This window comes from Chromobacterium sp. Rain0013, from assembly GCF_015291765.1.
Classification (GTDB): domain Bacteria; phylum Pseudomonadota; class Gammaproteobacteria; order Burkholderiales; family Chromobacteriaceae; genus Chromobacterium; species Chromobacterium haemolyticum.
Map to the genome: position 1 here is coordinate 2,016,327 of NZ_CP031514.1, position 25,978 is coordinate 2,042,304.

At 68.0% G+C, this 25,978-nt stretch carries 15 protein-coding genes; 9 read left to right on the top strand and 6 right to left on the bottom strand.

Annotated elements, in window-relative coordinates; translation table 11 throughout:
• Nucleotides 1–13: 13 nt before the first annotated feature.
• Genes DXT74_RS09535 through DXT74_RS09565 form a run of 7 tightly spaced genes read left to right on the top strand, consistent with a single transcriptional unit; the run spans nt 14 to nt 19,659 of the window.
• Nucleotides 14–9,166, top strand: a complete 9,153-nt coding sequence (locus tag DXT74_RS09535; protein ID WP_194427832.1) for a non-ribosomal peptide synthetase — start codon at nt 14–16, stop codon at nt 9,164–9,166.
• Nucleotides 9,163–14,841: an amino acid adenylation domain-containing protein gene (locus tag DXT74_RS09540; protein WP_196783852.1), complete on the top strand. Its 5,679-nt coding sequence runs from the start codon at nt 9,163–9,165 to the stop codon at nt 14,839–14,841. Before DXT74_RS09535 ends, DXT74_RS09540 begins: the two co-directional genes overlap by 4 nt.
• Nucleotides 14,838–16,010, top strand: a complete 1,173-nt coding sequence (locus DXT74_RS09545; RefSeq protein WP_114154996.1) for an acyl-CoA dehydrogenase family protein — start codon at nt 14,838–14,840, stop codon at nt 16,008–16,010. The genes DXT74_RS09540 and DXT74_RS09545 overlap by 4 nt, the downstream gene beginning before the upstream one ends.
• Complete coding sequence (locus DXT74_RS09550) at nt 16,007–16,972, top strand: phosphotransferase family protein (RefSeq protein WP_194427833.1); 966 nt, start codon at nt 16,007–16,009, stop codon at nt 16,970–16,972. Before DXT74_RS09545 ends, DXT74_RS09550 begins: the two co-directional genes overlap by 4 nt.
• Nucleotides 16,973–17,022: 50 nt before the next feature.
• Nucleotides 17,023–17,928, top strand: a complete 906-nt coding sequence (locus DXT74_RS09555; protein WP_196783853.1) for an NAD(P)/FAD-dependent oxidoreductase — start codon at nt 17,023–17,025, stop codon at nt 17,926–17,928.
• Between the two features lie 55 nt (nt 17,929–17,983).
• Nucleotides 17,984–18,898, top strand: a complete 915-nt coding sequence (locus DXT74_RS09560; protein ID WP_043640524.1) for an alpha/beta hydrolase — start codon at nt 17,984–17,986, stop codon at nt 18,896–18,898.
• A complete protein-coding gene (locus DXT74_RS09565) occupies nt 18,895–19,659 on the top strand; it encodes a thioesterase II family protein (RefSeq protein WP_194427834.1) in 765 nt (254 codons plus the stop codon). The genes DXT74_RS09560 and DXT74_RS09565 overlap by 4 nt, the downstream gene beginning before the upstream one ends.
• 68 nt (nt 19,660–19,727) lie before the next feature.
• Here the strand turns inward: DXT74_RS09565 and DXT74_RS09570 are convergent, their stop codons facing one another.
• The 4 genes from DXT74_RS09570 to minC are packed head-to-tail and all read right to left on the bottom strand — an operon-like array spanning nt 19,728 to nt 22,486.
• Nucleotides 19,728–20,666 carry a LysR substrate-binding domain-containing protein gene (locus DXT74_RS09570; RefSeq protein ID WP_019104117.1) on the bottom strand — a complete coding sequence of 313 codons (939 nt, stop codon included), beginning with the start codon at nt 20,664–20,666 and terminating at the stop codon, nt 19,728–19,730.
• Nucleotides 20,667–20,669: 3 nt separating this feature from the next.
• Nucleotides 20,670–20,927 (bottom strand): cell division topological specificity factor MinE, encoded by a 258-nt coding sequence (gene minE / locus DXT74_RS09575; protein WP_019104116.1) that lies wholly within the window; start codon nt 20,925–20,927, stop codon nt 20,670–20,672.
• Between the two features lie 3 nt (nt 20,928–20,930).
• Nucleotides 20,931–21,743: a septum site-determining protein MinD gene (gene minD, locus DXT74_RS09580; protein ID WP_019104115.1), complete on the bottom strand. Its 813-nt coding sequence runs from the start codon at nt 21,741–21,743 to the stop codon at nt 20,931–20,933.
• Nucleotides 21,744–21,769: 26 nt separating this feature from the next.
• Nucleotides 21,770–22,486: a septum site-determining protein MinC gene (gene minC / locus DXT74_RS09585; protein ID WP_019104114.1), complete on the bottom strand. Its 717-nt coding sequence runs from the start codon at nt 22,484–22,486 to the stop codon at nt 21,770–21,772.
• A 382-nt stretch (nt 22,487–22,868) separates the two neighbouring features.
• On the opposite strand from minC, the gene DXT74_RS09590 reads away from it, so the two are divergent.
• On the top strand, nt 22,869–23,435 hold the full coding sequence (locus DXT74_RS09590) for a phasin family protein (protein ID WP_019104113.1): 567 nt from the start codon (nt 22,869–22,871) through the stop codon (nt 23,433–23,435).
• Between the two features lie 46 nt (nt 23,436–23,481).
• On the opposite strand, the gene DXT74_RS09595 is transcribed toward DXT74_RS09590, so the two are convergent.
• Both DXT74_RS09595 and ppa read right to left on the bottom strand, forming a co-directional pair.
• A complete protein-coding gene (locus DXT74_RS09595) occupies nt 23,482–24,210 on the bottom strand; it encodes a hypothetical protein (protein ID WP_194427835.1) in 729 nt (242 codons plus the stop codon).
• 337 nt (nt 24,211–24,547) lie between these two features.
• Nucleotides 24,548–25,075 carry an inorganic diphosphatase gene (ppa, locus tag DXT74_RS09600; RefSeq protein ID WP_019104111.1) on the bottom strand — a complete coding sequence of 176 codons (528 nt, stop codon included), beginning with the start codon at nt 25,073–25,075 and terminating at the stop codon, nt 24,548–24,550.
• 131 nt (nt 25,076–25,206) lie between these two features.
• Between ppa and coq7 the strand changes: the two genes are divergently transcribed.
• On the top strand, nt 25,207–25,827 hold the full coding sequence (gene coq7, locus DXT74_RS09605; RefSeq protein WP_081555625.1) for a 2-polyprenyl-3-methyl-6-methoxy-1,4-benzoquinone monooxygenase: 621 nt from the start codon (nt 25,207–25,209) through the stop codon (nt 25,825–25,827).
• The last annotated feature ends 151 nt before the right edge of the window (nt 25,828–25,978 follow it).

The window sequence follows — 25,978 nt, forward strand, 5'->3', positions numbered from 1 at the left end:
CATGGCACGGCTCATGACCGATCTTGCCGACGCGGGCGTCACGCTGCGCCGTCGCGGCGATCAGCTTCAGGTACAAGCGCCGCAGGGCGCGCTAGACGCCGCGCTGGTCGCGCGGCTGCGCGAGGCCAAGGAGGAACTGTTGCGCGTGCTCGACGACGAGGGCGCGCGCGCCGCGCCGCTGGCGCCGGCGCAGCCGGGCGAGGCCGGCGACGCGGCGGCCTTGTCGCCGGGGCAGGCTCGTTTGGTCGCGGCGACAAGGTTGGGCGATCCGGCGATGTACAACGAACAGGCGGCGATCGAACTCGCGGACGCGGTGGACGCGGAGGCTGTGGCCCGCGCCTTCGCCGCGCTCGCGCGCCGGCACGACATCCTGCGCACCGTTTTCAGCGACGGCGAGCCGCGACAGACGGTTTTGCCCGAGCCGATCGTCACGCTGCAAGCGTGGACGGTGGACGGCGACGACGCCTTGCGCGCGCGCGCCGCCGACTTGGCCCGGCTGCCGTTTGCCGCCGGCGCGCCGATGTGGCGCGTCGATTTGTTCTCGACGCCCGAGCGCGCCGCCGTGCTGGTGCTGACCATCCATCACGCCATCTTCGACCGCTGGTCGATGAGCGTGCTGATTCGCGATTTCAGCGCCTATCTCGCGTTGCCGGACGCGGCCGAGGCCCCGGCGTCCGGCCTCAGCTATCGAGATTATTCCGCCTGGCAGCGCCGCTGGATGGCGTCGCCTGACTACGCGGCGCAACTGGACGCCTGGGTGGACGACTTGGCGGAAGTGGACGAGGTGCCGGCGATACGCGGCGACCGCCCGCGTCCGCCGGCGATGAGCGGGCGCGGCGGCACCGAGCGCTTCGAGATTCCGGCCGATTGCATGGACGCGGCCGCCGCGTTCTCCCGCAGCCGCAACACCACGCTGTTCACCACTTTGTTCAGCGCCTTCGCGCTGCTGCAACATCGTTATACCGGCGAAGCGCGCGCGCTGACGCTGACGCCGGCGGCCAACCGGCCTTTCCAGGCCGCGGAGGAGATCGCCGGCTATTTCGTCAACCTGGTGGCGCTGGCCACCGAGGTGGGCGAGGGCGATAGCTTCGGCGCGCTGGTGGACCGGGCTCGCGACGCCAGCGCGCGGGCGTTCGCCCGTCAGGGCGTGCCGCTGGACGCCATCGTGGAGCGGCTGCGCGCGCGCGGCGGCCCCCGGCACGAACAGTTCGCGCAGACGGTGTTCGCTTTCCAGAACGTCCGTCTGCCGGCGGTGCGCACCGCGAGCGGCGCGGCCGTGCCCTTCGATCTGGACAGCCCGTTCGCGCGCTTCGATCTCTATCTGTCGATCGAAGGCGACGAGCGAGGCACTTTCGCGGTGTGGCAGTACAACACCGATCTGTACGAAGCGGCCACCATCCGCCAGTTGGGCGAGCACTACCTGGCGCTGCTGCGCGCGGCGCTCGCCTCGCCCGACGCGGACGCGCGCGCCTTGCCCATATTATCCGCCGAGGAAGAGGCGCGTCTGCGAGGATGGGGGCGGCATGAGCTGCCGTATCGCGCCGACGCCGCGATAGACCGGCTGTTTCGCGAGCGCGCGGCGGACCATCCCGGACGCGTCGCGCTGGAGCAGGGCGGCGTGCGCTGGACTTACGCGGAGCTTGATCAGTGGTCGGACCGCGCGGCCGGCGCGCTGCGCGCGGCCGGCGTCGAAGCGGGCGCGGTGGTGGGCGTTGCGGGCGAGCGCTCGCCGCGGCTGCTCGCCGCCTTCCTCGCCGTGCTGAAGGCGGGCGCCGCCTATTTGCCGCTTGATCCGACTTATCCGGCCGCGCGCTTGCGCGCGATGACGGCGGATGCCGCGCCGGCGCTGATGATCATCGCCGACGGCTTGGACGCCGGATGGCTCGGCGATTATGCCGGGCCGGTGTTGAGCCTGGCCGATTGCGAGGCCGGCGTCGCGCGGCCGCTCCAGTCTGAAGCGCGGCCCGCGGAGGCGGAGAGCCTGGCCTATGTGATGTACACCTCGGGGTCCACCGGTCAGCCCAAGGGCGTGGCGGTGCCGCACCGCGCGGTGGCGAGGCTAGCGACCGGCGGCGGCTATGCGCGGCTGGACGCGTCTACGGTGATGTTGCAGCAGTCTCCGCTGGGTTTCGACGCCTCAACGTTCGAAATCTGGGGATGTTGGTTGAACGGCGGGCGGTTGGTGGTCGCGGAGCCGGGCATGCCGTTTCTGGACGCGGCGTCGCGCGACGGCGTCACCACGATGTGGTTGACCGCCGACCTGTTCCGCATGGCGGTGGAAGAGGAGCCGGCCGCGCTTGGCGGCCTGCGCGAACTGCTGACCGGCGGCGACGCGCTGCCGGTGGCCAGCTGCCGGGCTTTTCTCGAGGCCTGCCCCGGCGTTGCGCTGATCAACGGCTACGGCCCGACGGAAAACACCACCTTTACTTGCAGCCATCGGGTGACGGCCAGCGACGCGCGGCGCGGCTCGATTCCGATTGGGCGGCCTATCGGCAACACCGAGGTGCGGGTGGTCGACGCGGGAGGCCGCCTGGTGCCCGTCGGCGTGCCCGGCGAGCTGTGGGCGGGCGGCGACGGACTCGCGCTAGGCTATCTGGGGCGCGCCGATTTGACGGCGGAGCGTTTCGTCGCCGCGCCGCCGCCGGACGGCGGACGCTGGTATCGCACTGGCGACCGCGTGCGCTGGCGGCGCGACGGGGTATTGGAGTTCTTGGGCCGGATCGACGAGCAGATCAAGCTGCGCGGCTATCGGATAGAACTGGGCGAGATCGAGGCGACGCTGGGCCACTACCCGGGGCTGAGCGGTTGCGCCGTCGCGCTGCGGCGCAGCGCCGCGGACGAGAAACAATTGGTCGGCTATCTGGTGGCGCGGCCGGATTCGGGCGAGGCCGCGGATTCGGCCGCGGTGCAGGCGTGGCTGGAGGCGCGGCTGCCGGGTTATATGGTGCCGCGCGTCTGGGTCTGGCTGGACGCCTTGCCGCAGTCCGCCAACGGCAAAGTGGACCGCAAGCGTCTGCCGGATCCGGTGGTCGAGACGGGGGCGGCGGCGGCGGAGACCGAGGCCGAGGCGGCGCTGGTGGAAATCTGGCAAGGCCTGCTGGGGCTGGAACGCGTGGGGGTGAGGGACAACTTCTTCGCGCTGGGCGGCGACTCCATCCTGAGCATTCAGATGGCGTCGCGGGCGGCGGAGCGGGGCTTGCGCCTCAGCCCGCAGCAAGTGTTCCGCTATCCGACGATTGCGGAACTGGCGGCGGCAGGCTGCGCGGCGGAAGAAGCCGGCGCGCAGGCGGAGCAGGGCGAGGTGGTAGGCGAAGTGAGGCCCGGCCCGATTCAGGCCTGGTACCTGGACTGGCCGGGCACGGACTGGGAACAGTTCAACCAGGGGGCCTATCTGGGGCTGGACGGGGCCGTCGACGCGGAGTCGCTGATCGGCGCGCTGCAGGCGGTGGCGCAGCGGCACGACGCGCTGCGGATAGGCTGGCGGCGGGATGGAGAGCGCTGGATTCAGGAAAGCGGCGCGGGCGAACCGGTGGAAGTGAAAGCCGTGGACTTGCGCGGCCTGGCCGATGCGGAGGCCGCGCTGGAGCGGGACGCCGCCGCGTTGCAAGCCAGCCTGCGTTTGGGCGGCGCGAGCTTGTGGGCGGCGCGGCTGTACCGGCTGGACGAGGGCTGGCGCTTGCTGTGGCTGGCGCATCATGCCTCGGTGGACGGGGTGTCGTGGCGGATTCTGCTGGAAGACTTGTGGCGTGCCTACGCGGCGCTGAGCCGGGGCGAGGCGGCGGCATGGCCGGCCAAGACGGTGTCGTATCAGGCGTGGTCGCAGCGGCTGTGGGAATGGGCGGAAACCTTGCCGGACTCAACGCTGAGTTACTGGCGGGAGATGGACGCGCCGGGCATGCCGCTGCCGGGTTTCAGCGCGGCCGAGGATACAGTGGCGGCCGAGTCGCGGGTCTCGCTGCAGTGGGAGCCGGAGACGACGGAACGCTGGCTGCGGCAAGCGGGCGAGGCTTACCGGATGCGTCCGGAAGAATTGCTGGTGACCGCGCTGGCGCGGGCCTTGCGCCAATGGACGGGCGCGGAGGAATGCGTGCTGGACCTGGAAGGGCACGGCCGTGACGGGCTGGCGGGCGTGGACGTGTCGCGCACCGTGGGCTGGTTCACCAGCCTGTATCCGCTGCGGCTGCCGCTGAGCGGGGAGCTGTCAGGGGATCTGAAACGGGTGAAGGAGCGGATGCGGAGCGTGCCGGACGGCGGCCTGGCTTACCACGCGCTGCGTTACGGCGGCCGCGGGTCGGCGCTGGGCGGCCATGCGCGCACGGTGTGCTTCAACTACCTGGGCCAATGGCGGCTGGAGGAGGGCGGCGAGCCGCGCTCCACGTGGTTGGGGGAGCCGCCGGGCGGGACGCGCGGGGCGGGGATGACGCGGCGCTACGGGTTGGACGTGGTGGCGCAGGTGCACGAAGGGCGCTTGCGGGTGGACTGGCTGTATAGCGCGGCGCGACAGCGGGAAGACGCGATCAAGGCGCTGGCGGAGGGCTTCCGCGCGGAACTGGACGCGGTGCTGGCGCATTGTCAGTCGCCGGAGTCTGGAGGGCTGACGCCGTCGGACCTGCCGCTTGCCCATCTGGACCAGAGCGAGATCGACGCGATCGAGCGCGAGCATCCGCGGCTGGAGGCCCTGTACGGTCTTACGTCGCTGCAGCAGGGCATTTTGTTCCATTCCATTGCCGACGACGGCGCGCCGCTCTACGTGGAACAACTGCACTGGAAAATGAGCGGGGCTTTCGATGCGGAGCGCTTCCGCCAAGCCTGGTTCGATGTTGCGGCGGCGCACGCCGCGCTGCGCACCACCTTCCGATGGCGGGGGCTGAAGAGCGCGGTCCAAATCGTTCACCCTCGTCTGGACCCGGACTGGGACACGCTGGATTGGGGAGACGTGTCCGCCGACGCCTGCGCCAGCCGCTTCGCGGCCTTGCGCGAGCTTGACCGCGAACGCGGCTTCGATCTCGAACGCGGGCCCTTGCTGCGCGGCACCCTGGTGCGCGAGCCCGGCGACGCTTGGCGCTTCTTGTGGAGCTACCACCACGCGGTGGTGGACGGCTGGTCGGTGCCGCTGATTCTGAAGCAGGTGCTTGGCCGTTACGCCGAGCTCGGCGCGGGCGAGGCGGCTCCGCTGCCGGGCAGCCGTTTTCTGCCCTTCGTGAACTGGCTGGCCGCGCGGGACGCGCGCGAACAGGCGGAGTACTGGAAGCAAGTGCTGGAGGGCATAGAGGAGCCCACGCCCATTGGTTTCGCGTCTCCGGCGCGCGGACCTCAAGCGCAGGGCCAGGGCCGGCGCGCCTTCGTCTTCGACGCGGCGCTGCGCGAGCAGGTAGACCGCGCCGCGCGGCGGGCCGGCGTGACCCGCGCCAGCCTGCTGACCGGCGCTTGGGCGTTGACGCTGGGCTATGCCGGCGGGGGGCGCGACGTGGTGTTCGGCACCACCTTGTCCGGCCGGCCGGCGACCTTGCCGGGCGTCGAGCGGATGGTCGGCCTTTTCATCAACACGGTGCCGGTGCGCGTGAGCATGGACGACGACGCGAGCGTATCGCAATGGCTGCGGCAGTTGCATGAACAGCAGAGTGAGCGGGCCAGGCTGGGGGCGGCCTCGCTCACAGACATCCAGCGCTGGGCGGGCTACGAGGGCGGCGAGCTCCTGAGCAGCTTGTTCGTGGTGGAAAACTATCCGGTGGATCGGACGCTGGCCCGGGGCGATGCCGGTTTCGACGTCAGCGAGTTCGCAGCCGCCGAAACGCGCACCAACTATCCGCTGGTCGGCCTGTTGATTCCAGGCGAGGAGACCGTGCTCTACGTCGATTTCGACGCCTCGCGTTACGACGAGGAGAGCATAGGCCGCTTGGGCGCGAGCTTCATGCACCTGCTCTCCCAGCTCGCCGCACAGCCGGATGCCCGGCTTGGCGATCTGACCCTGGTGGACGACGACGAGGCGCGCCGGCTGATTCACGACTGGAACGCGACGCCGCCGGTAGGCGAAGGTTATCTGCTGCACGCGGGCATAGAGCGGCACGCCGAGCTGACGCCGCTGGCGCCGGCGATCATCGGCGTGGACGAAGCGATGAATTACCGGGAGCTGGCCGACGAGACGCTGCGCACGGCGAGGGCCGTGGCGGCGGCGGGCGCGAAGCGCGAACCGGTCGCCGTGCTGCTGCCCAGGAGCGCGCGCGCGGTCGCCGCGTACTCGGGCGTGATGCGCGCCGGCTGCGCTTATGTGCCGGCCGATCCGGCGATGCCGCCGGGACGATTGCGTGATCTGCTGGCCACGGTCGGCTACGTGCTGACGACGCGCGAGCATCTGCCGATGTTGGACGGCGTCGCCGCGCGGGCGATCCTGATCGACGAAACGCCGCCGGCCGATGTCGCGCTGCCGGACGCGGCGCCCGACGATCTGGCCTATGTGATGTTCACCTCCGGGTCCACCGGCAAACCCAAGGGCGTGATGATCACCCATCGCGCGGCCTCGCTGACGATAGAGGTCTTCCTGCGCCGCTATGAGATAGGCGCGTCCGACCGCTTGATGTGCGTGTCGGCGGCGGGTTTCGACCTGTCGGTATTCGATTTCTTCGGCGCGTTCGCGGCGGGCGCCGCCGTCTTGCTCGCGCCGGAATCGTCGACGATCGCGCCAGCCGTGTGGCTGGAACTGATGACGCGCGAGGGGGCGACGGTATGGGAGTCCGTGCCGGCGGTGATGGAGCTGTTGCTGCTTGAGTGCCGGCAAAGCGGGCGCGCGCTGCCGCCTTCCTTGAAGCTGGCGATGTTGAGCGGCGACCGCGTGCCGGTGGGGCTGCCCGCGCAGATCCGAGCGGCCGCGACGTCCGATCCTGAGGTGCTGGCGCTGGGCGGCGCCACCGAGGCGGCCATCTGGTCGTGCTGGTACGACACGCGGGAACTGGCGTCCGACGCCGCCTTCGTGCCCTACGGCCGCCATCTGCCGGGGCAGCGGCTTTATGTGTTGTCCTCCTCGCTGCAAGCGGTGCCGGTGGGCGTGCCGGGCGATCTGTGGATCGCCGGCGCGGGCGTGGCGCTGGGTTATCTCGGCCAGCCGGATCTCACTGCTTACCGTTTTGTCGACAATCCCTTTGTGCCGGGCGAGCGGATGTACCGGACCGGCGACCGCGCGCGCGTTCTTGCCGACGGCAATCTCGAATTCCTGGGACGAGTGGACGACCAGGTCAAGATCGGCGGCTTCCGGATCGAGATCGGCGAAATCGAAGCCGCGCTAGCGGCGGCGCCGGGCGTGGAGCGCGGCGTGGCTTCGGTGGTCGAGCGAGACGGGCGGCGAATCATCGCCGGCTATGTGCTGTTGCTGCCGGGCGCGAGTTTGGATCTTGCCGCGGTTCGCGACGCGCTGGCGCGGCGCTTGCCGCCCTACATGCTGCCCGCGTCGATCATGGCGCTGGACAGCTTGCCGCTGAGCGCCAACGGCAAAGTGGACCGCAAGCGTCTGCCGGATCCGGTGGTCGAGACGGGGGCGGCGGCGGCGGAGACCGAGGCCGAGGCGGCGCTGGTGGAAATCTGGCAAGGCCTGCTGGGGCTGGAACGCGTGGGGGTGAGGGACAACTTCTTCGCGCTGGGCGGCGACTCCATCCTGAGCATTCAGATGGCGTCGCGGGCGGCGGAGCGGGGCTTGCGCCTCAGCCCGCAGCAAGTGTTCCGCTATCCGACGATTGCGGAACTGGCGGCGGCAGGCTGCGCGGCGGAAGAAGCCGGCGCGCAGGCGGAGCAGGGCGAGGTGGTAGGCGAAGTGAGGCCCGGCCCGATTCAGGCCTGGTACCTGGACTGGCCGGGCACGGACTGGGAACAGTTCAACCAGGGGGCCTATCTGGGGCTGGACGGGGCCGTCGACGCGGAGTCGCTGATCGGCGCGCTGCAGGCGGTGGCGCAGCGGCACGACGCGCTGCGGATAGGCTGGCGGCGGGATGGAGAGCGCTGGATTCAGGAAAGCGGCGCGGGCGAACCGGTGGAAGTGAAAGCCGTGGACTTGCGCGGCCTGGCCGATGCGGAGGCCGCGCTGGAGCGGGACGCCGCCGCGTTGCAAGCCAGCCTGCGTTTGGGCGGCGCGAGCTTGTGGGCGGCGCGGCTGTACCGGCTGGACGAGGGCTGGCGCTTGCTGTGGCTGGCGCATCATGCCTCGGTGGACGGGGTGTCGTGGCGGATTCTGCTGGAAGACTTGTGGCGTGCCTACGCGGCGCTGAGCCGGGGCGAGGCGGCGGCATGGCCGGCCAAGACGGTGTCGTATCAGGCGTGGTCGCAGCGGCTGTGGGAATGGGCGGAAACCTTGCCGGACTCAACGCTGAGTTACTGGCGGGAGATGGACGCGCCGGGCATGCCGCTGCCGGGTTTCAGCGCGGCCGAGGATACAGTGGCGGCCGAGTCGCGGGTCTCGCTGCAGTGGGAGCCGGAGACGACGGAACGCTGGCTGCGGCAAGCGGGCGAGGCTTACCGGATGCGTCCGGAAGAATTGCTGGTGACCGCGCTGGCGCGGGCCTTGCGCCAATGGACGGGCGCGGAGGAATGCGTGCTGGACCTGGAAGGGCACGGCCGTGACGGGCTGGCGGGCGTGGACGTGTCGCGCACCGTGGGCTGGTTCACCAGCCTGTATCCGCTGCGGCTGCCGCTGAGCGGGGAGCTGTCAGGGGATCTGAAACGGGTGAAGGAGCGGATGCGGAGCGTGCCGGACGGCGGCCTGGCTTACCACGCGCTGCGTTACGGCGGCCGCGGGTCGGCGCTGGGCGGCCATGCGCGCACGGTGTGCTTCAACTACCTGGGCCAATGGCGGCTGGAGGAGGGCGGCGAGCCGCGCTCCACGTGGTTGGGGGAGCCGCCGGGCGGGACGCGCGGGGCGGGGATGACGCGGCGCTACGGGTTGGACGTGGTGGCGCAGGTGCACGAAGGGCGCTTGCGGGTGGACTGGCTGTATAGCGCGGCGCGACAGCGGGAAGACGCGATCAAGGCGCTGGCGGAGGGCTTCCGCGCGGAACTGGACGCGGTGCTGGCGCATTGTCAGTCGCCGGAGTCTGGAGGGCTGACGCCGTCGGACCTGCCGCTTGCTCATCTGGACCAGAACGATATCGACGAAGTGTTACAGCTACTGAACGAACAGTTATGAACCAAACATTATCGAATACCGCACAGCAAGCCCGCTCGAAAGTCGAGACCATGCTGCCGTTGACGCCGACGCAACAGGGCCTGCTGTTTCATACGCTGAAGGCGCCGGAGTCCGGCGTCTATTACGAACAGGTGGCTTGCTCCTTCCACGCCGCGCTCAACGCCGCCGATTACCGGCGCGCGCTGGAAGCGGTGGTCGCGCGGCACGGCGTGCTGCGCACCAGCTTTTTGTGGGACGGCCCGTCCAAGCCGGTGCAGGTGGTCTTCCGCGACGTCGAACTGCCGTGGGTGGAGGAGGACTGGCGAGCGTTTGACCAAGAGGAGCAGCAGCGCCGTCTCGCCGCCTATCGGGACGCGGACCGGCGTCCTGGTTTTCACCTGAGTCGCGCGCCGCTGATGCGTTGCGCCTTATTCCGCACCGGAGAGGAGCGCTACGAGTTCGTGTGGAGCTATCACCATCTGCTGCTGGATGGTTGGTCGGTGCAGATTGTGCTGGGGGAGGCGCTCGCCTTTTACGACGCTTACCGGCGCAGCGCCGTTCCGGCTTTGCCGCCGCCCCAGCCGTACAGCGCCTTCCTGCGCTGGTTGGACGAACAGGACGGCGCCGCGGCCGAGGCTTTCTGGCGAGCGCGGCTGGGCGATGTGTGCTCGGCCACGCCCCTGCCGTTCGCCGACGACGCGCGTCCGGACCGCGCGCCCGGCCACGGTCTGATAGAACGCGAGCTCGACGCGCGAACGAGCGAGGGATTGCAGCGTTTGGCGCGAGAGTGCGAGCTCACGCAGAGCACGGTGATCCAGGCCGCCTGGGCTTTGTTGTTGGCGCGCGCGAGCGGCCGCGACGACGTGGTGTTCGGGACCACCGTGTCCGGCCGGCCGGCGGCGCTGCGCGGCGTCGAGCAGATGGTGGGGCTCTTTGTCAACGCGCTGCCGACGCGCGCGTCCGTCGACCTTGAACTGACGCTGGGCGACTGGCTGCGGCGGCTGCATCGCCAGCACGTCGACGCCGAAGCCTATGCGTATACCCCGCTGCACGCGATTCCGGGCTGGAGCGGAGTCGCTCCCGGCGCGCCCTTGTTCGAGAGCCTGGTGGTGTTTGAGAACTACCCGGCGCGGGCGGATGCGAAACGCTATCGCGAGCAACTGGGCGTGAGCGATGTCGAGGTGGTCGAGCAGACCAATTACCCGCTGACCGTGGTGGCGATTCCCAGCGAGCGCTTGAGCCTGCGTCTGCATTTCGACCGCCAGCGGATCTCGGCGGCGTCTGCGGAGCGGGTCGTCGAGATGCTGGCGGGGGTGTTGGGCCAGTTCGAACGCGGTGGCCCGGCGCTGAGCGTTGCGCGGGTGTCGCTGTTGGGCGACGAAGCTGGCAGCGCGCTGGCCGCGCGCTGGAACGCGGAGGCCCGTCGCGCGGACGATGCGGAGCGCCAGTGCCTGCATCGCCGTTTTGAGGCGCAAGCGCGCTCGCGGCCGGACGCCGTCGCGCTGAAGTGCGACGGCGAGACGCTCACTTACGCGGAACTGGATCGCCGCGCCAACCGGCTGGCCTGGCGGCTGGACGCGGCCGGGGTGCGTGGCAACGCGCCTGTCGCGCTGGCGTTTGGGCGCGGCATGGACAGCGTCGTCGCAATTCTGGCCGTGCTGAAGGCGGGCGCCTTTTACGTGCCGCTGGATCTCGACCATCCGTCGGAACGCCTCGCATGGATGCTGGACGATATCGGCGCTGGCGCGCTGATCTGCGGCGAGGAGGCGCGAAATCGCTTCGGGGACTTCGGCGGGGTTCTGATCGGGATGGGGGATGCGGCGGCGCCCGACGAGCGCGAAGACGCGCCGCCGCCGCGAGACACTTCGCCCGCGGACCTATGCTATGTGATCTACACCTCGGGTTCGACCGGGCAGCCTAAAGGCGTGTGCGTGGAGCACCGCAACGCGGACCATTTGTTCGCGGCCACGCGCCGGAGCTACGGCATTGGACCGTCGGACGTATGGACCTTGTTCCATTCCTATGCCTTCGATTTCTCGGTATGGGAAATCTGGGGCGCCTTGCTGCATGGCGGACGGCTGGAAATCGTGCCTTACCGCTGCTCGCGCACGCCGGACGAATTTCTCGCGCTGCTGGAACGCGAGGGCGTCACGATGCTGAGCCAGACCCCCAGCGCTTTCAAGCAACTGCTGCGCGCGCTGGACGACGCGCGGCGGCCTTTGCCGGCCGGCTTGCGCTATGTGTTCTTTGGCGGCGAGGCGACGATTCCCAGCCAGTTCGCCGCCTGCCTGAACGATGCGGGCGGGGTGGCGCTGGTCAATCTCTACGGCATCACCGAGACCACGGTGCATGTCACCGAGCGCGTATTGGGCCCGGGCGACGCGCAGTCGTCGCGCAGCCCTGTGGGCCGGCCCTTGCCGGGCTACCGCGTCTACCTGCTTGACGCCGCCGGGCATCCGGTGCCGCCGGGCGTGCCGGGCGAAATTCACGTGGGCGGGGAGGGCGTGGCGCGCGGTTACCACAATCGCCCCGAGCTCGACCGCGAGCGTTTCATCGCGGACCCGTTCCTGCCCGGCGAGCGGCTTTATCGCAGCGGAGACCTAGGGCGCTTCGACGCGCGCGGCGAGCTGGACTATCTGGGCCGCATCGACGACCAGGTCAAGATCCGCGGTTTCCGCATCGAGCTGGGCGAAGTGGAGGCGACGCTGGCCGGGCATCCGGACGTCGCCGCGGCGGCGGTCATGGTCGACGACGCGACCATAGACGGCCACGCCCAATTGGCGGGTTTTGTGGTGGCGCGCGGTTCGGCGCGCGTGTCCGGTTCCGCGCTGCGGGACTGGCTTGCCCAGCGCCTGCCGCCGCACGCGGTGCCGGCGCGTGTGGTCGAGATGGACGCGATTCCGCTGACGAGCAACGGCAAGCTGGATCGCCGCAGGCTGGCCGGTGCGCTGGCGGCGGACGCCGACGCGGCGCGTCCGCGCATAGCGCCGCGCAACGCGGTGGAGCAGGCGCTGGTCGGTGTGTTCGAGTCCGTGCTCAAACGCTCGCCTATCGGCGTTACCGACAACTTTTTCGAGCTGGGCGGCGACTCCATCCTGAGCATTCAGATCCTGTCCGCCGCGCACAAGGTCAACATCGATTTTTCGCTGGACGATTTGATGCGCTCGCTGACCATAGAGCGGCTCGCGCCGCGCGTCCGGCAGGCGGACTCGGCGCCGCCGGCCGCGAGCGCACCGCCGCTAGATGCCGTCCACGAGGACGCCTATCCGCTCAGCGCAATGCAGATGGCGATGCTCGCCAACGAGATGCGGCACGGCCAGGACTCGGCTTACCACAACGTCAACGGCCAGCGTCTGGCTCTGCCATTCGACGCTGCCGCGCTAGAGGCGGCGCTCCGCGGCGCCTTTGAACGCCATCCGGCGCTGCGCACCGCTTTCGACCTCGCGGCCGACGAGGAGCCGCTGCAGTACGTGCATCGTCAAGTGCCTTTGCCGCTGACGGTCTGCGATTGGCGAGGCCTGGACCCGGAGCGGCAGGACGCGCGGATTCGAGATTGGCGCGAAGCCGAGCGGCGCCGGCGCTTCGACGTCGAGCGTCCGCCGCTGATCCGCTTCGCCGTGCACCGCTTGAGCGAAGAGGCGATGCACATCGGCGTGACCAAGCACCACGCGATTCTGGACGGCTGGAGTTTCAACCTGCTGCTCTCCGAGCTGATCTCCGACTATTCGGCGCGGCTGGCCGGCCGGCCGCTGACGCTGGCTGCGCCCGCGAGCCGGTTCCGCGATTTCGTCGAGCGGGAGCGCGAGGCGGCGCGTTCGGAATCGCTGTGCGATTGGTGGCGCGCGCGTCTGCAATCCTTGCCGGTCACGCGGCTGGCGCGGGAGCCAGGCGGTGACGCGGAGCCGGTCGAAGTGCCCATTTCGGCGGCCCAGTCGGCTGGCCTGGAAGCGCTTGCCGCGAGCGCGGGCGCATCAGTGAAAAGCGTGCTGCTGACAGCCCATCTGCTCGCCTTATCGCGCATCGCAGGCGCGTCCTCGGTGACCAGCGGCGTGGTGTTCAACGGCCGCAGCGAGGGCGTTGACGGCGATCGGGTGCTGGGCCTGTTCCTGAACAGTCTGCCGCTGGGTTTCGACTTTCCGGCCGGCGCCTTCGACGCCGTCGCGCTGGTGCGCGCGGTGCAGTCGGCCGAGCTGGAAGTCTTCAGTCGCCGGCGCTATCCCTTGATCGAATTGCATCGACAGGCCGGCACGGTGTTCGACGCGCTGTTCAACTTCACGCATTTCCGCGCTCTGGAGGAAGCGGTGCGCGACATCGAGGTTTCCGACGGCTATGCGAGCGATATGACTAATGTGCCGCTGGTGGTGCAGAGCAGCTTCGACGGCCGGCAGCGCGCACTGCGGATCACGCTGGTCCCGTCGCGCGGGTATTTCTCTACGGCGACCGTCAACCGCTTCGCGGCTCTCTACGCGGACGCCTTGCGAACGCTGCTAGGCGAGCCCGCGGTAGAGGGCGCAGGCGCCGTCGGCGCGATAAGGGCGGACGGCGGAGAGCGCCCGAGCGGGGCCTCAACCGCCGCGACGCCGGCCGCAGCCGGGAGGGCCGCGGCGGGGCGGCCTAGCGGCGCGGCCCTGCGACGCGAACTGAGGGCGCTATGGGCGGCCGTGCTCAAGCGCGAACCGCCGTCCGACGACAGCGATTTTGTGGCGTTGGGCGGAGACTCGCTGCTGATGCTGCGGATCTGCTCCCGCGCCGGCCGGGCGTTTGGGCTGAACTCAGCGGTGGTGGCTCGCTTGCTGACGGCACAAACGGTGGCCGAGCAAGCCCGCGTCATTGAGACAGACGGCGCGGGCGAAGACGGCGCTCGGGTCGGTTCGCTCGTCGCCTTGTCCGCGCAGGGCGACGCGCCGCCGCTGTTCTTCGCGCCTGGCGCGGGCGGCCATGTGCCGTATCTGCGCGCGCTCGCGGCCGAGTTGCCGAATGCCTTCTCGGTGTGGGGCATGACGCTGCCCGGCGACGCCGGCAGCGTGGAAGCGATGGCGACGGCGCTGATCGCGGACATCCGGCGGGTGCAGCCTTACGGCCCGTATCGTCTCGGCGGTCATTCCTTTGGAGGTTGGGTCGCTTTTGAGGTTGCCCGGCAATTGGCCGGACAGGGCGAGGCGGTGGACTGGGTCGCGGTGGTGGACAGTTTGCCGCCGGGGCCGGCGGCGCAGTCGCGGAAACAGGATTGGCAAGGCGGCCGTTGGGTCGCGGAGATCGGCAACAGCTTCGCGCGCCTGGCCGACGCCGAACTGGCGTTCGACGAAGGCGAATTCGACGCGCTGGACGATGCGCGGAGAGTCGAACATTTGCGCGAGCGCTTGGTCGAGGCGGGCGCGGTGCCGGAGGCGCTCGGCCTGCCCGAATTCGCGGCGCGCGTGCGCGCCTTCATTGCGCATTCGCTGACCGATTACACACCGGCGACGCCTTATGCGGGAGCCTTACACGTGATCGTGGCCGCCGACGGGGACGGTGAAGCGCTGATAAGCGGCTGGCGTCAGGCGGCGTCGGGCGCGGCGACGGCGGTTTGCCTGGCCGGCGACCATATCGGCATCATGCGCCGCCCGTTCGTCAACGGGTTAGCCGCCGCTTTGCGCGCCGCGGAAGCCGCCGCGCGCCGATCCGTTTCAGTGAAGCAAACCGAGGAAGAGCAATGAATACACGAGTGAAGGCATTCGCCGCCGTTGAAGCGGCGCTGGCGGAACCGGAGGCGGCGCTCGCCAACGGCGATTTCGAAACCGTTGAACGGCTGATGAGCGGCATCCGCGAGAGCAACCGGATGAAAGGCGTCTGGCTGCCGCAGGTGCCGCGCGCGGACGGCGGCCTGGGCTTGAGCCTGCTTGAGCTGGTGGAAGTAGGCGAACTGCTGGGCGCCTCGCCGCTGGGCCATTACGCGGTCAATTACCAGGCGCCCGACGCCGGCAATATCGACGTGCTGCTGGAGTACGCGACTCCCGCGCAGCGCCGGCGCTGGCTGGAGCCGCTGCTGCGCGGCGAGCTGCGCAGCTGCTTCGCGGCGACGGAGCCCGAGTCCGCCGGATCCAACCCCTCCTCGCTGAAAACGACAGCGGTGTACAAGGATGGTGGCTGGCACTTGAGCGGCCGCAAATGGTTCGCGTCCGGCGCCGACGGCGCGGGCTTCGCCATCGTGCTGGCGGTCACCGACGAGGCCGCGCCGCTGCACGCGCGCACCAGTACCTTCATTGTGCCGACCGACGCGCCGGGCTTCCGCCATGTCCGCAATCTGCGCGTGATGGGCGACGAAGGCTGCGGCTGGGCCAGCCACGGCGAACTGGAGCTGGACGATTGCCGGGTGGGTGAGGATGCGATGCTGGGCAAGCCGGGCGAGGGCTTCGTCGTGTTGCAGGCCCGGCTCGCCACCGGGCGGCTGCATCATTGCGCGCGCTGGATTGGCGTGTGCGAGCGCGCCTTCGCCATCATGTGTCGGCGCGCGTGCCGCCGGGAGCTGGCGGCGGGCGAGCTGTTGTCCTCGCGCCAGACCGTGCAGAACTGGATCGCCGAGAGCCGCGCGTCGATAGACGCCGCGCGGCTGCTGGTGACTCAGGCGGCCACGCGGCTGCAAAACCGTCATGAGCGCGCGCAGATCGACATCTCGATCGCGAAATTTTTCGTGGCCGGCGCAACGCAGACCGTGCTCGATCACGCGCTGCAGGTGCAAGGCGCGCTGGGCGTCAGCGGCGACACGATTCTCAACGTGTTGTGGCGGCATGAACGAGCGGGGCGGATTTACGACGGCCCGGACGAGGTCCACAAAGCGCTGGTGGCGCGCCATGCGCTGGCCGGCTTCCGCCGGGAGCTGGCATGAGCGCGCGAATCGCGGAGCGGGCGATGGCGGCATTGGGCCGCTCCGGCATGGGCGCGCGCGCGACGCGGGTCGGCGGCGGCCGGGCCAGCGAAGTGTTTTTGGTGCAAGGGGGCGACAGCGAGCTCATTGCCTACTGGCTGCCGGAGGGCGGCGCGCGGGAAGCGCGGCGTCGTTTCGCGCTCCTTGAGCGGATGGCTGGCCAGTTCCGGCTCGCGCCCAGGCCGCTGGCGGTTGATGAGGACGGCGACGCCGCCTTGTTGCTGGTCGAAAAGCTGGAGGGCGTCGCGCCGGCGGCTTGCGGGCCGCTCGCTCCCGACACGGTGCGCCGGCTCGCGGAAAACTTCATCGGGACGCTGGCGAGCCTGCATGCGCTGGAGGTCGCGCCCGCCGATCGGCCCCCCGACTATCTGCGTCGCATTCTGAGCGAGTGGCGGCGGCGCTGGAACGCGGAGGAGGCGGGCGGGGCGATAGACGCCGACTTCAGCGCCGTGGCCGACTGGCTGACCGAGCGTATGCCCGAGACCGCGCCCGCGGCCTGGCTGCACAACGACTACAAGCTGGACAACATCCTCGTCGATCCGGGCGACCCCGCGCGGGTGGTGGGCGTCGTCGATTGGGAGCTGGCCGCCGTCGGCCATCCGCTGGCCGACCTTGGCGCCGCGCTCGCTTACTGGATAGAGAGCCGGGACTCGTCGCTGCTGCGGCTGGACGCGCCTGGACCGAGCTGCGCGCCGGGCGCACCGACGCGCGAGGCGCTGGTCGATTTGTACGCGGCGGCGGCCGGACGCGAGGTCACGGAACCCGCCTACTGGTACGCCTACGGCCTGCTGCGCTTGGCGGTAATCACGCAGCAACTGGCGCTGCGGCGCCGGGACGAAGGCCAGCGGGTGCCGCGCGCCAAGTTGATCGTGCGCTGGCTGCTGGACCGCGCGGCGGAAGCTTGCGGCGGCGGCCGCCTATGAAGGCCGCCCGCGCGCCATCCCATTCATTTCCAATCAAGGACTCTCGACCCATGAATTCCGAAACCTTCCCAATGTTGTTCGACGTCGTCGTGATCGGCGGCAGTCACGCCGGACAATCCGCCGCGCTGCAGATCGCGCGCGCGCGCCGCCGCGTGCTGGTGATCGATGCCGGCGCGCGCCGCAACCGCTTCGCCTCTCAATCTCACGGCGTGATCGGCCAGGACGGACGTTCGCCGGACGCGATCGCCGCGGACGGCAAGGCGCAGCTGCTTGCTTACCCTAACGCGCAATGGCGGGAGGACAGCGTGGTCCGGGCGGAGCGGAGCGACGCCGGCTATACGCTCATCTGCGCATCCGGGCAACACTACAGGGCGTGCCAGCTGGTGCTCGCCTTCGGCGTGGTGGACGAACTGCCGGAACTGGAGGGTCTGGAGGAACGCTGGGGGGAAAGCGTGTTCCACTGCCCTTACTGCCACGGCTACGAACTGGATGGGGGCCGCATCGGCGTGCTCGGCAGCGGGCCCTTGTCCTATTTGTCGGCGATGTTGATGCCGGAGTGGGGGCAGACCGTGTTTCTGACCGACGCTAGCTTCGAGCCGGACGAGGAGCAGCGCGAGGCGCTGGCGCGGCGGGGCGTTGAGATCGTGCGCGACCGGATCGCGCGCATTGTCGACCGCGCCACCGTCGAACTTGTCGATGGGCGCCGGATCGCGTTCGACGGGCTGTTCACGATGAACCGCATGCGCCTGTCCAGCCCCGTCGCGGAACAACTGGGCTGCGCGATAGAGGAGGGGCCGCTGGGGCCGTATGTGCGGACCGACGACGCGATGGAGACTTCCACGCCGGGCGTGTTCGCTTGCGGCGACATCACGCATCGGGGCGGCACCGTGGCGCTGGCCATCGGCAACGGCGCGCTGGCGGGCATCGCCGCGCATCGCAAGTTGGTGTTCGGGTGAGGCGCGCGCGGGGCGTGGCGGCGCGTTTCTCTTTCTTGCTACCGGAAATTGATCAATGAGTTGGCAAAACCTATGTTTTTCGTGGCTGTTGCGCAGAACGGCCAAATCTCTGACCCGCAAACCCGGCCTGACCGCTCAGGAAATGCGCGAGCGCAGCGCGAAATGGGCTCGCGGCGAAGCAAAGCCGCCGCGCGGATGGCGGGTGCGCAAGCTGGACGCGCAGGCGTTGCGAGGCGAGTGGATAGAGCCGGAGGCCGCCGAGCGGCGCGAGGCGACCGGGCGGGTCATTCTGTATCTGCACGGCGGCGGCTATTGCTTCTGCTCCCCGGTCACGCACCGGGGCGTGGCCGCCGCGCTGGCGCGGGAAGCGGACGCGCGGGCGTTTTCGTTGGATTACCGGCTTGCGCCGGAACATCCGTTCCCCGCCGCCGTCGACGACGCGCTGGCGGCGTATCAGGCGCTGCTGGACGAGGGCGTGGCGGCGGACCGGATCGTGATCGCCGGCGATTCGTCGGGGGGCGGGCTGGCGCTCGCCTTGCTGCTGTCGCTGCGCGACGCGGGCGCGCCCTTGCCGGCCGGAGCGGTGCTGTTCTCGCCGTGGACGGATTTGGCGGCGACCGGAGCGTCTCTGGAAGCGAACGATGCGTCCGACGTGATGCTGAGCGCGGTTGCGGTGAGGAATTTCTCGCGTTACTACCTTGGCGACGCCGCGGCCGATCATCCCATCGCCTCGCCGCTCTACGGCGATTACGCTGGCTTGCCCGATCTGTTCATCCAGGCCAGCGACACCGAGGTGCTGCTGGACGACGCCGCGCGCGTGGCTCGCAAGGCGAGCGCGGCCGGCGTCGCGGTGGACTTCAAGGTGTGGCGGCGGCTACCGCACGCATGGGCCACCTTGGCGCCCATGCTGCCGGAGGCGAGGGCGGCGATCAAAGAGGCCGGCGGTTTTGTCCGCAAGGTGGCGCCATGAACCGCGAATGGAAGCCGGCGCCGGGCGGCGCGTGGGTGGACGCCGCGCCGGCGGGCCGGCATGCGGCGCTGCGCCTGTTTTGCTTTCCGTATGCGGGCGGCGGCGCGGCGGTGTTCCGGGGCTGGGAGGAGCGGCTTCCGGCCGAGGTGGATGTCCGTCCGATGCATCCGCCGGGGCGGGGGCGGCGGTTTCACGATGCGCTGCGCTACCGGCTGGATCAGCTGGCCGACGAGGCGACGGACGCGATTGCGCCGTTTCTGGACCGGCCTTACGCCTTGTTCGGGCACAGCATGGGCGCGAGCCTGGCGTTTGAAGTGGCTCAACGGGCGCAGGCGCGAAGCCTGCCGTCGCCGTCGTGTTTGATCGTTTCCGGTCGCGCCGCGCCGCACTTGCCCGCGAGGGATCGGCCGATCCACGCTTTGCCGGACGAGCAGTTTCTGGACGAGGTGATGAGGATGAACGGCACGCCGGCGGAAGTGCTGGAGCACCCGGAACTGGTTCAGATCATTCTGCCGGTGCTGCATGCCGATTTCGAGGCGATAGAGACCTACCATCCCGAGCCGCGTCCTCCGCTGAGCTGCCGCATCCTTGCCCTTGGCGGCAGCGAAGAGGTCCGGGGGGCGGAGGCGGCGGCTTCATGGCGCGGCTACACCACCGGCGGCTTCCGCAGCGAGATCCTTCCCGGCGATCACTTCTTTCTGAATGGGAGGCCGGACAGTTTGTTCGCGATACTGAACGAGGAGCTTGGCCGATTTTTGTGACCAGTGGCTGGGCGGAAAAAAACCGCTGAGGCACGGGGCGCAGCGGTTGGGGCGGTTTGGGCTCCGGCTCAGGGCGTTGGCGTTGCGCCTTCCAGCATGGAAACGCCTTCCAGCCCGGAGCGGAACACCGCCTGTTGCAGGGTGTCGATCGCCTTCTTGCGGAAGAACTGCTTGCGAGTCACCAACAGCACGCGGCGCTGCGGCGCCGGCGTCTTGAACGGCACCACCGACAGCAGCGACTCATCGGTCGGGCCTATCGAGGTCGACGGCATCACCGTGACGCCCATGCCGCTGGCCACCATGTGGCGGATGGTGTTGAGCGAGCTGCCTTGCAGATTGGCCGCCAGCGTGCCGCCATGGCTTTGCCGGCTGGCGAGGTCGCTGCAGGCTTGCAGTACCTGGTCGCGGAAGCAATTGCCCTGGGTCAGCAGTAAGACGCTCTCGTCTGCCAGTTGATTGGCGGCGATGGCGCCCAGCTTTTCCCAGGGGTGGCCCTTGGGCGTGGCGACGACGAAGGGCTCGTCGTACAACGGGCTCGCCACGGTGCCGGCTTCGTCGAAGGGATCGGCGACGATGATGGCGTCCACCTCGCCCCGCTTGAGCATTTCCGAGAGCCGGGAGGTGTAGTTCTCCTCCAGGATCAAGGGCATGTCAGGCGCCAGGATGCGCAAGGCCGGGATCAGGCGCGGAAGCAGATAGGGGCTGATGGTGAAAATCACCCCCAGCTTCAGCGGGCCCACCAGCTCGTTCTGATGCTCGCCGGCCAGGCGTTTGACGGTTTCGGCTTCTTCCAGCACGCGCTGCGATTGCTCGATGATGCGCTCGCCGATCTCGGTGACGCTGACTTCCTGGCCGCCGCGCTCAAACAGCGTGACGCCCAGTTCGTCCTCCAGCTTCTTGATGGCGATGGACAACGTCGGCTGGCTGACGAAGCAGCTTTGCGCGGCGCGGCCGAAGTGGCGCTCCCGCGCCACCGCGACGATATAGCGAAGTTCGGTCAGCGTCATGGCTCAGCGCTGGTGCTCCGGCAGCACGATATTGACTTCCAGCACTTCAAAATCGTCCTGACGCTCCACCTGTACTTTGATGTCGTCCAGATTGACCGCGACGTATTTGGAGATCACTTCCATCAGCTCGCGCTGCAGCGCCGGCAGATAGTCGGGCGCGCTGCGGCCGTTGCGTTCGTGGGCCAGGATGATTTGCAGCCGTTCTCTGGCAATGGCCGCGGTTTTCTGGCGCTTGCCAAAGATCATTTCGATCAGGGACATGACTTAACCTCCAAAGAGGCGTTTCAGAATGCCCACCTTGGGGGCATCGAGGAAACGCATCGGGCGCTCTTCGCCCAGGAAACGGGCCACCACGTCGGAATAGGCGTCGGCAACGTCCGAGCCTTTCAGGTGGATGGCCGGGGTGCCGGAGTTGGAGGCTTGCAGAACGGTCTGCGACTCCGGAATCACGCCCAGCAGCGGCACGCGCAGAATCTCCTTCACATCGTCCACAGACAGCATTTCGCCCTTGTCGACGCGGCCGGCGGAGTAGCGGGTGATGAGCAGGTGTTCCTTGACCGGCTCGCGGCTTTCTTCCGCGCGCTTGGACTTGGAGGACAGAATGCCCAGGATGCGGTCGGAGTCGCGCACCGAGGAGACTTCCGGATTGGTGACGATCAGCGCTTCGTCGGCGAAGTACAGCGCCATCAGCGCGCCTTTTTCGATGCCGGCCGGAGAGTCGCAGACGATGTATTCGAAGCCGGCTTCGGCCAGGTCCTTCAACACCTTCTCCACGCCGTCCAGCGTCAGCGCGTCTTTGTCGCGGGTTTGCGAGGCGGGGATGATGTAAAGGTTGTCGCAGTTCTTGTCCTTGATCAGCGCCTGGTTCAGGCTGGCTTCGCCGTTGACGACATTGATCAGGTCATAGACCACGCGGCGTTCGCAACCCATGATCAGGTCCAGGTTGCGCAGGCCGACGTCGAAGTCGATGACGACGGTTTTGTGACCGCGCAACGCCAGGCCGGAGGAGAAGCTGGCACTGGTAGTGGTTTTACCGACGCCACCCTTGCCGGACGTCACAACGATGATTTTTGCCACAGTCGATCCCTTTGAATAATGGCTTGTTACTCGCCGAGCGCGGACATGACCAGGCGCTCGTTCTCGAGATAGATTTGAGTCGGCTTGCCCAGAATGCTGTCGGGCAAGGCTTGTTCGATAGTTCGATAGACCCCGGCGATGGACACCAGTTCGGCTTCCATGCTGCGGGCGAAAATGCGGGCGCCGGCGTTGCCGCGGGCGCCGGCGAGAGCGCGGCCGCGCAAGGGTGCGTAGATATGGATGTTGCCGTCGGCGATGACTTCAGCGCCGGCGCTGACCATGGCCAGCACGATCAGGTCGCAGCCTTTGGCGTAAATCTGCTGACCGGCGCGCACGGGACGGTCCACGATCATGGCGCCGGTCGCCTGGGCGGGTTCCGGCGCGGCGGGTTTGTCGGCAGGCTCCGGCGCGTTCTGCGCCGAGCGCGGCGGCGTGGCGCTGCTGGTGTAGGCGAGGCCGAACTGGCTGGCGACGCCGGCCAGCGCGGTGCTGGGGTGGCGCAGGGCCACCGCGCGGATGCCGCGGCGGCTCAGCATGGGCAGCAGGCGGCCGTAATCCAGTTCGGCCGGGGCGGGCAAGGCTTCCACGTCGAGGACGAAGGCTTCTACCGGCGCGTCGTGGCCGGTGCCGAAGCGCGCATCCAGCGCCTGGCTCAGCTCATCCAGGTCGTCGGTGCGCAGCAAGAGCGCCAGCAGATCCAGACTGGCGGATTTTATGTCGAATGCGTTGGCCGCAGGGCTCATTGTACTTGGCTTTATGTAGATAGATTTATTCTATGGGGCGAGTGTACTGGGTTGCTGACGGGCTTTCAATGGCGTTGCTCGGCTTGGGGCCAAAAGGTGGGAATCGGCTAGCGTAATGGGCTTGGGCGCGGGCAAGTGTTGCAATTGCGGGAAACATTGCTAGAAGCGGGAGGGAAGGGCCTTGCTGTCATGTCCCTGGAATGTTTGTGTTGTAAAAATCCATGAAAAATAGTGGTTTAGCGGCTTGTGCGTTGCAACATTTTCTTGACTCGAGAAAGACGAGTCGCCACAATGGCAATTGTTGCGATGCAACATCAAGAGCGCAGGTTAAGTTCGCTGTCGTTGCTGAGCTGTCAATTTTGGATATTTTTTAGGAGTCGTCATGTTTACCACTACTCAAGAATTCTCCGCTCTCGGCCAGTCGCAGTTCGACAAGGCCGTGCGTTTCTCCTCCATCGTGCTGGCCGGCGCTGAGCGTTTGGCCGCGCTGCAACTGGATCTGTCGCGCAAGCTGCTGGCAGACAACGCCCAGGCAATCAAGGCGCTGAGCGAAGCCAAGGATCCCAAGGCTTTCGCCGAAGTGCAGAGCAGCCTGGCCCAGCCGTCCATCGACCAGGCTTTCTCCGTGGCGCGCAATGTGTACGACGCCGCGCTGGCCACTCAGAATGAACTGGCCGCTTTTGTCGAAGAGCAGATCGCCGAAGGCAACCAAACCCTGCTGAGCAATCTGGATCGTTTGTCCAAGAACGCGCCGGCGGGCTCCGATGCCGCGGTGACGGCTCTGAAAAGCCTGGTGAACACTTCCAACGCCGCTTTCGAAAGCGTGTCCAAGACCGCCAAGAAAGTCAGCGCGGAAATCGCCGAAGCCAGCGTTGAAGCCGCCACCAACTCCGCCAAGGCCGCCAGCGCCGCTGTCGCCCGCGGCAAGAAGGCGACCAGCGCCGCCTGATTCCGGTCCTTGTCGTTAAAAAAAGCCCGCATTCGTGCGGGCTTTTTTAGTTTTCGGAAGCCAGAGGCGACTGGGTCGCAAAGTCGCTCCACAGCCGCTCCCAGGCGTGTCGGCAGCCGTTTGCCTGGAGAATCAGCGAGGCAAGGCTGGCGGCGTAGTGGTTTTGCTGCCGGGGAGGCTCGGCGAAGTCCTGACGCGCCGTCGCGCTGTCCGCGGTCAGGTTTTGTTCCGTCAGATAGCGCTGAGACAGGCGCACCAGCTGTTCCCATAGCTGCCACTGTTCTCGCAGCGAGGCTTCCCAGTCCGGCACGGGCTGAGTCACCGGGCTGGGCGGTGCATGTCGTCTCAGCATGAACAGCAAGGCCTCCCAGACTTGACGGGTATAGCGTGCGCTGCCCGCCGGGCCACAACGCAGCCAGGCGGCCGGCAGCGGAGCCAGCGCGTCCAGCAAGGTCAGGGCGGCGGGCGGCGGAGCGGGTTCGGCCCCCAGCAAAAGCATGAAGCCGAAGTCGGCGCCCAGTGGCTGCCAGGCGCCATCCAGCTCCAGCAAGGAGATGCCTTGTTCGAAACAGAGCCGCAGCCGGGATGGCAAGGGAGCTTGATGCAGGGGGTCGATATTGATCCAGCAGCCGGAGGACAGGTAAAACCCTTGCCAGTCGGAAGGCAGCCAAGACGGCAGTCCGCTTGCGTCCGCGGTCGCGGACACTCCTCGGCTGGCCAGGCGTTGCTGGAGCCAGTGGAGTTGCGGTGCTGAGCCTTGGACGATATAGGTCACTGTGGTTCCGGTTGGGCTGCCCGACGCGATGACGGCGGGCGGCGGGGTGTTGGGCGAGCGACTGCGGCATCGCCGTCCTGAGCGCGCCCCGGCGCTCCTCATTGAACGATACCTGCAATGCGGCGATGGGTAAAAGAATTATTTATGGTATTTAGTAACAATCACTTGCTTTACTAACCGGATGCGGAAAAGGCGTCCAAGCTTGAGCGATTGTAGCAAATAATAATGGCATATTGCGTTGCAATATCAGCGTAGGCGAATGTGCGCGGATGGGAAGGACGGGCATGAAAAAACCGGCGACCCGCGCCGGTTGTCTTTCAGGGCAAGCGCCGCGCGCTTATTTTTCGAAGCGGGCGATGCCGTCGACCAGTTCGGCCTTGGCGTCGTCCAGCGTGCCCCAGCCTTGCACCTTGACCCACTTACCTTTTTCCAGGTCTTTGTAGTGCTCGAAGAAGTGAACCATCTGGTTGCGCAGCAGTTCTGGCAGGTCTTCCAGCTTCTGGATGGACTTGTACATCGGGCACAGTTTTTCCACCGGCACGGCCACCAGCTTGGCGTCAACGCCGGATTCGTCTTCCATCTTGATCAGACCCAGCGCGCGACAGCGCACCACCACGCCCGGCGGCAGCGGGAACGGCGTTACCACCAGCACGTCAACCGGGTCGCCGTCGCCGGCCAGGGTTTGCGGCACGAAACCGTAGTTGGCCGGATACATCATGGACGTGCCCATGAAGCGGTCAACCACCAGCGCGTTCCAGTCTTTGTCGAATTCGTACTTGATCGGGGCGGCGTTGGCGGAGATTTCGATGACGACGTTGAAGTCGCCCGGCATGTCTTTGCCCGGGCCGATGCTAGCGAGATCCATCAGGGAATCCTTGTTGAACGTGTTGAACACAATGTTTCGATAAACCGCGCAATTATAGCAGTAGCTGCCGCGCTGCGTATCAGGCGGGTATAATCGCCGGCGATTGTGTTAGCGCGAGAAAGAATGGATTGATGCTGGACAAATGGATCGTCGAGTTCGACAAGGGGCTGCGCACCCTGTTCGCTTCCGCGCAAAGCCTGAGGCCGCATCCGGACGCGGCGCTGGACGAGGCGGAGCTGGCGGCGGAGGAAAAGAAGCACGCGCTGGGGCTGATGCGGGTGAACCATTGCGGCGAGGTGTGCGCCCAGGCTTTGTACCAGGGGCAGGCGCTGACGGCGCGCACGCCTCAGGCGCGCGAGGCCTTGCGCCAGGCGGCGCAGGAAGAGGTGGAGCATCTGGCCTGGACCGAGAGGCGCATCCGCGAATTGGGCGGCCGGCCCAGCGTGTTCAATCCGCTGTGGTATACCGGCTCGCTGGCGATAGGCGTGGCCGCCGGGGTGCTGGGCGACAAGTGGAACCTGGGTTTTCTCGAGGAAACCGAGCAGCAGGTGGGCGCGCATCTGGACAGCCATCTGAGCCGTTTGCCGGCGGCGGATGTCAAGAGCCGCGCGATTGTCCAGCAGATGCGCGACGACGAGTTGAAGCATGCGGACATGGCCCATGACCTGGGCGCCGCGCAATTGCCGGCCCCGGTGAAGGGCGTGATGAAGTTGTCCGCCAAGGTGATGACGGGCGCCAGCTACCGGCTTTGACAGAGCGGTCTTTAAAAAAAGAACAGGCCTGGACTCCAGGCCTGTTCGCATTTCGGCGCGGGCCTCTTGGAACCTGATTACGATCTAGCGAGCAAGAGCGAGACAAGGCGAAAACGGCTGAAAAAGCGAAATGTACGCGTGGTGCATGAGC

Coding starts and splice junctions, on each gene's coding strand:
- DXT74_RS09570 (WP_019104117.1), bottom strand. CDS start 20,666: ATGACGCTGACCGAACTTCGCTATATCGTCGCGGTGGCGCGGGAGCGC.
- ppa (WP_019104111.1), bottom strand. CDS start 25,075: ATGGATCTCGCTAGCATCGGCCCGGGCAAAGACATGCCGGGCGACTTC.
- DXT74_RS09560 (WP_043640524.1), top strand. CDS start 17,984: ATGAGTTGGCAAAACCTATGTTTTTCGTGGCTGTTGCGCAGAACGGCC.
- DXT74_RS09535 (WP_194427832.1), top strand. CDS start 14: ATGACCGATCTTGCCGACGCGGGCGTCACGCTGCGCCGTCGCGGCGAT.
- DXT74_RS09555 (WP_196783853.1), top strand. CDS start 17,023: ATGAATTCCGAAACCTTCCCAATGTTGTTCGACGTCGTCGTGATCGGC.
- DXT74_RS09565 (WP_194427834.1), top strand. CDS start 18,895: ATGAACCGCGAATGGAAGCCGGCGCCGGGCGGCGCGTGGGTGGACGCC.
- minE (WP_019104116.1), bottom strand. CDS start 20,927: ATGTCCCTGATCGAAATGATCTTTGGCAAGCGCCAGAAAACCGCGGCC.
- coq7 (WP_081555625.1), top strand. CDS start 25,207: ATGCTGGACAAATGGATCGTCGAGTTCGACAAGGGGCTGCGCACCCTG.
- minC (WP_019104114.1), bottom strand. CDS start 22,486: ATGAGCCCTGCGGCCAACGCATTCGACATAAAATCCGCCAGTCTGGAT.
- DXT74_RS09550 (WP_194427833.1), top strand. CDS start 16,007: ATGAGCGCGCGAATCGCGGAGCGGGCGATGGCGGCATTGGGCCGCTCC.
- DXT74_RS09545 (WP_114154996.1), top strand. CDS start 14,838: ATGAATACACGAGTGAAGGCATTCGCCGCCGTTGAAGCGGCGCTGGCG.
- DXT74_RS09540 (WP_196783852.1), top strand. CDS start 9,163: ATGAACCAAACATTATCGAATACCGCACAGCAAGCCCGCTCGAAAGTC.
- DXT74_RS09590 (WP_019104113.1), top strand. CDS start 22,869: ATGTTTACCACTACTCAAGAATTCTCCGCTCTCGGCCAGTCGCAGTTC.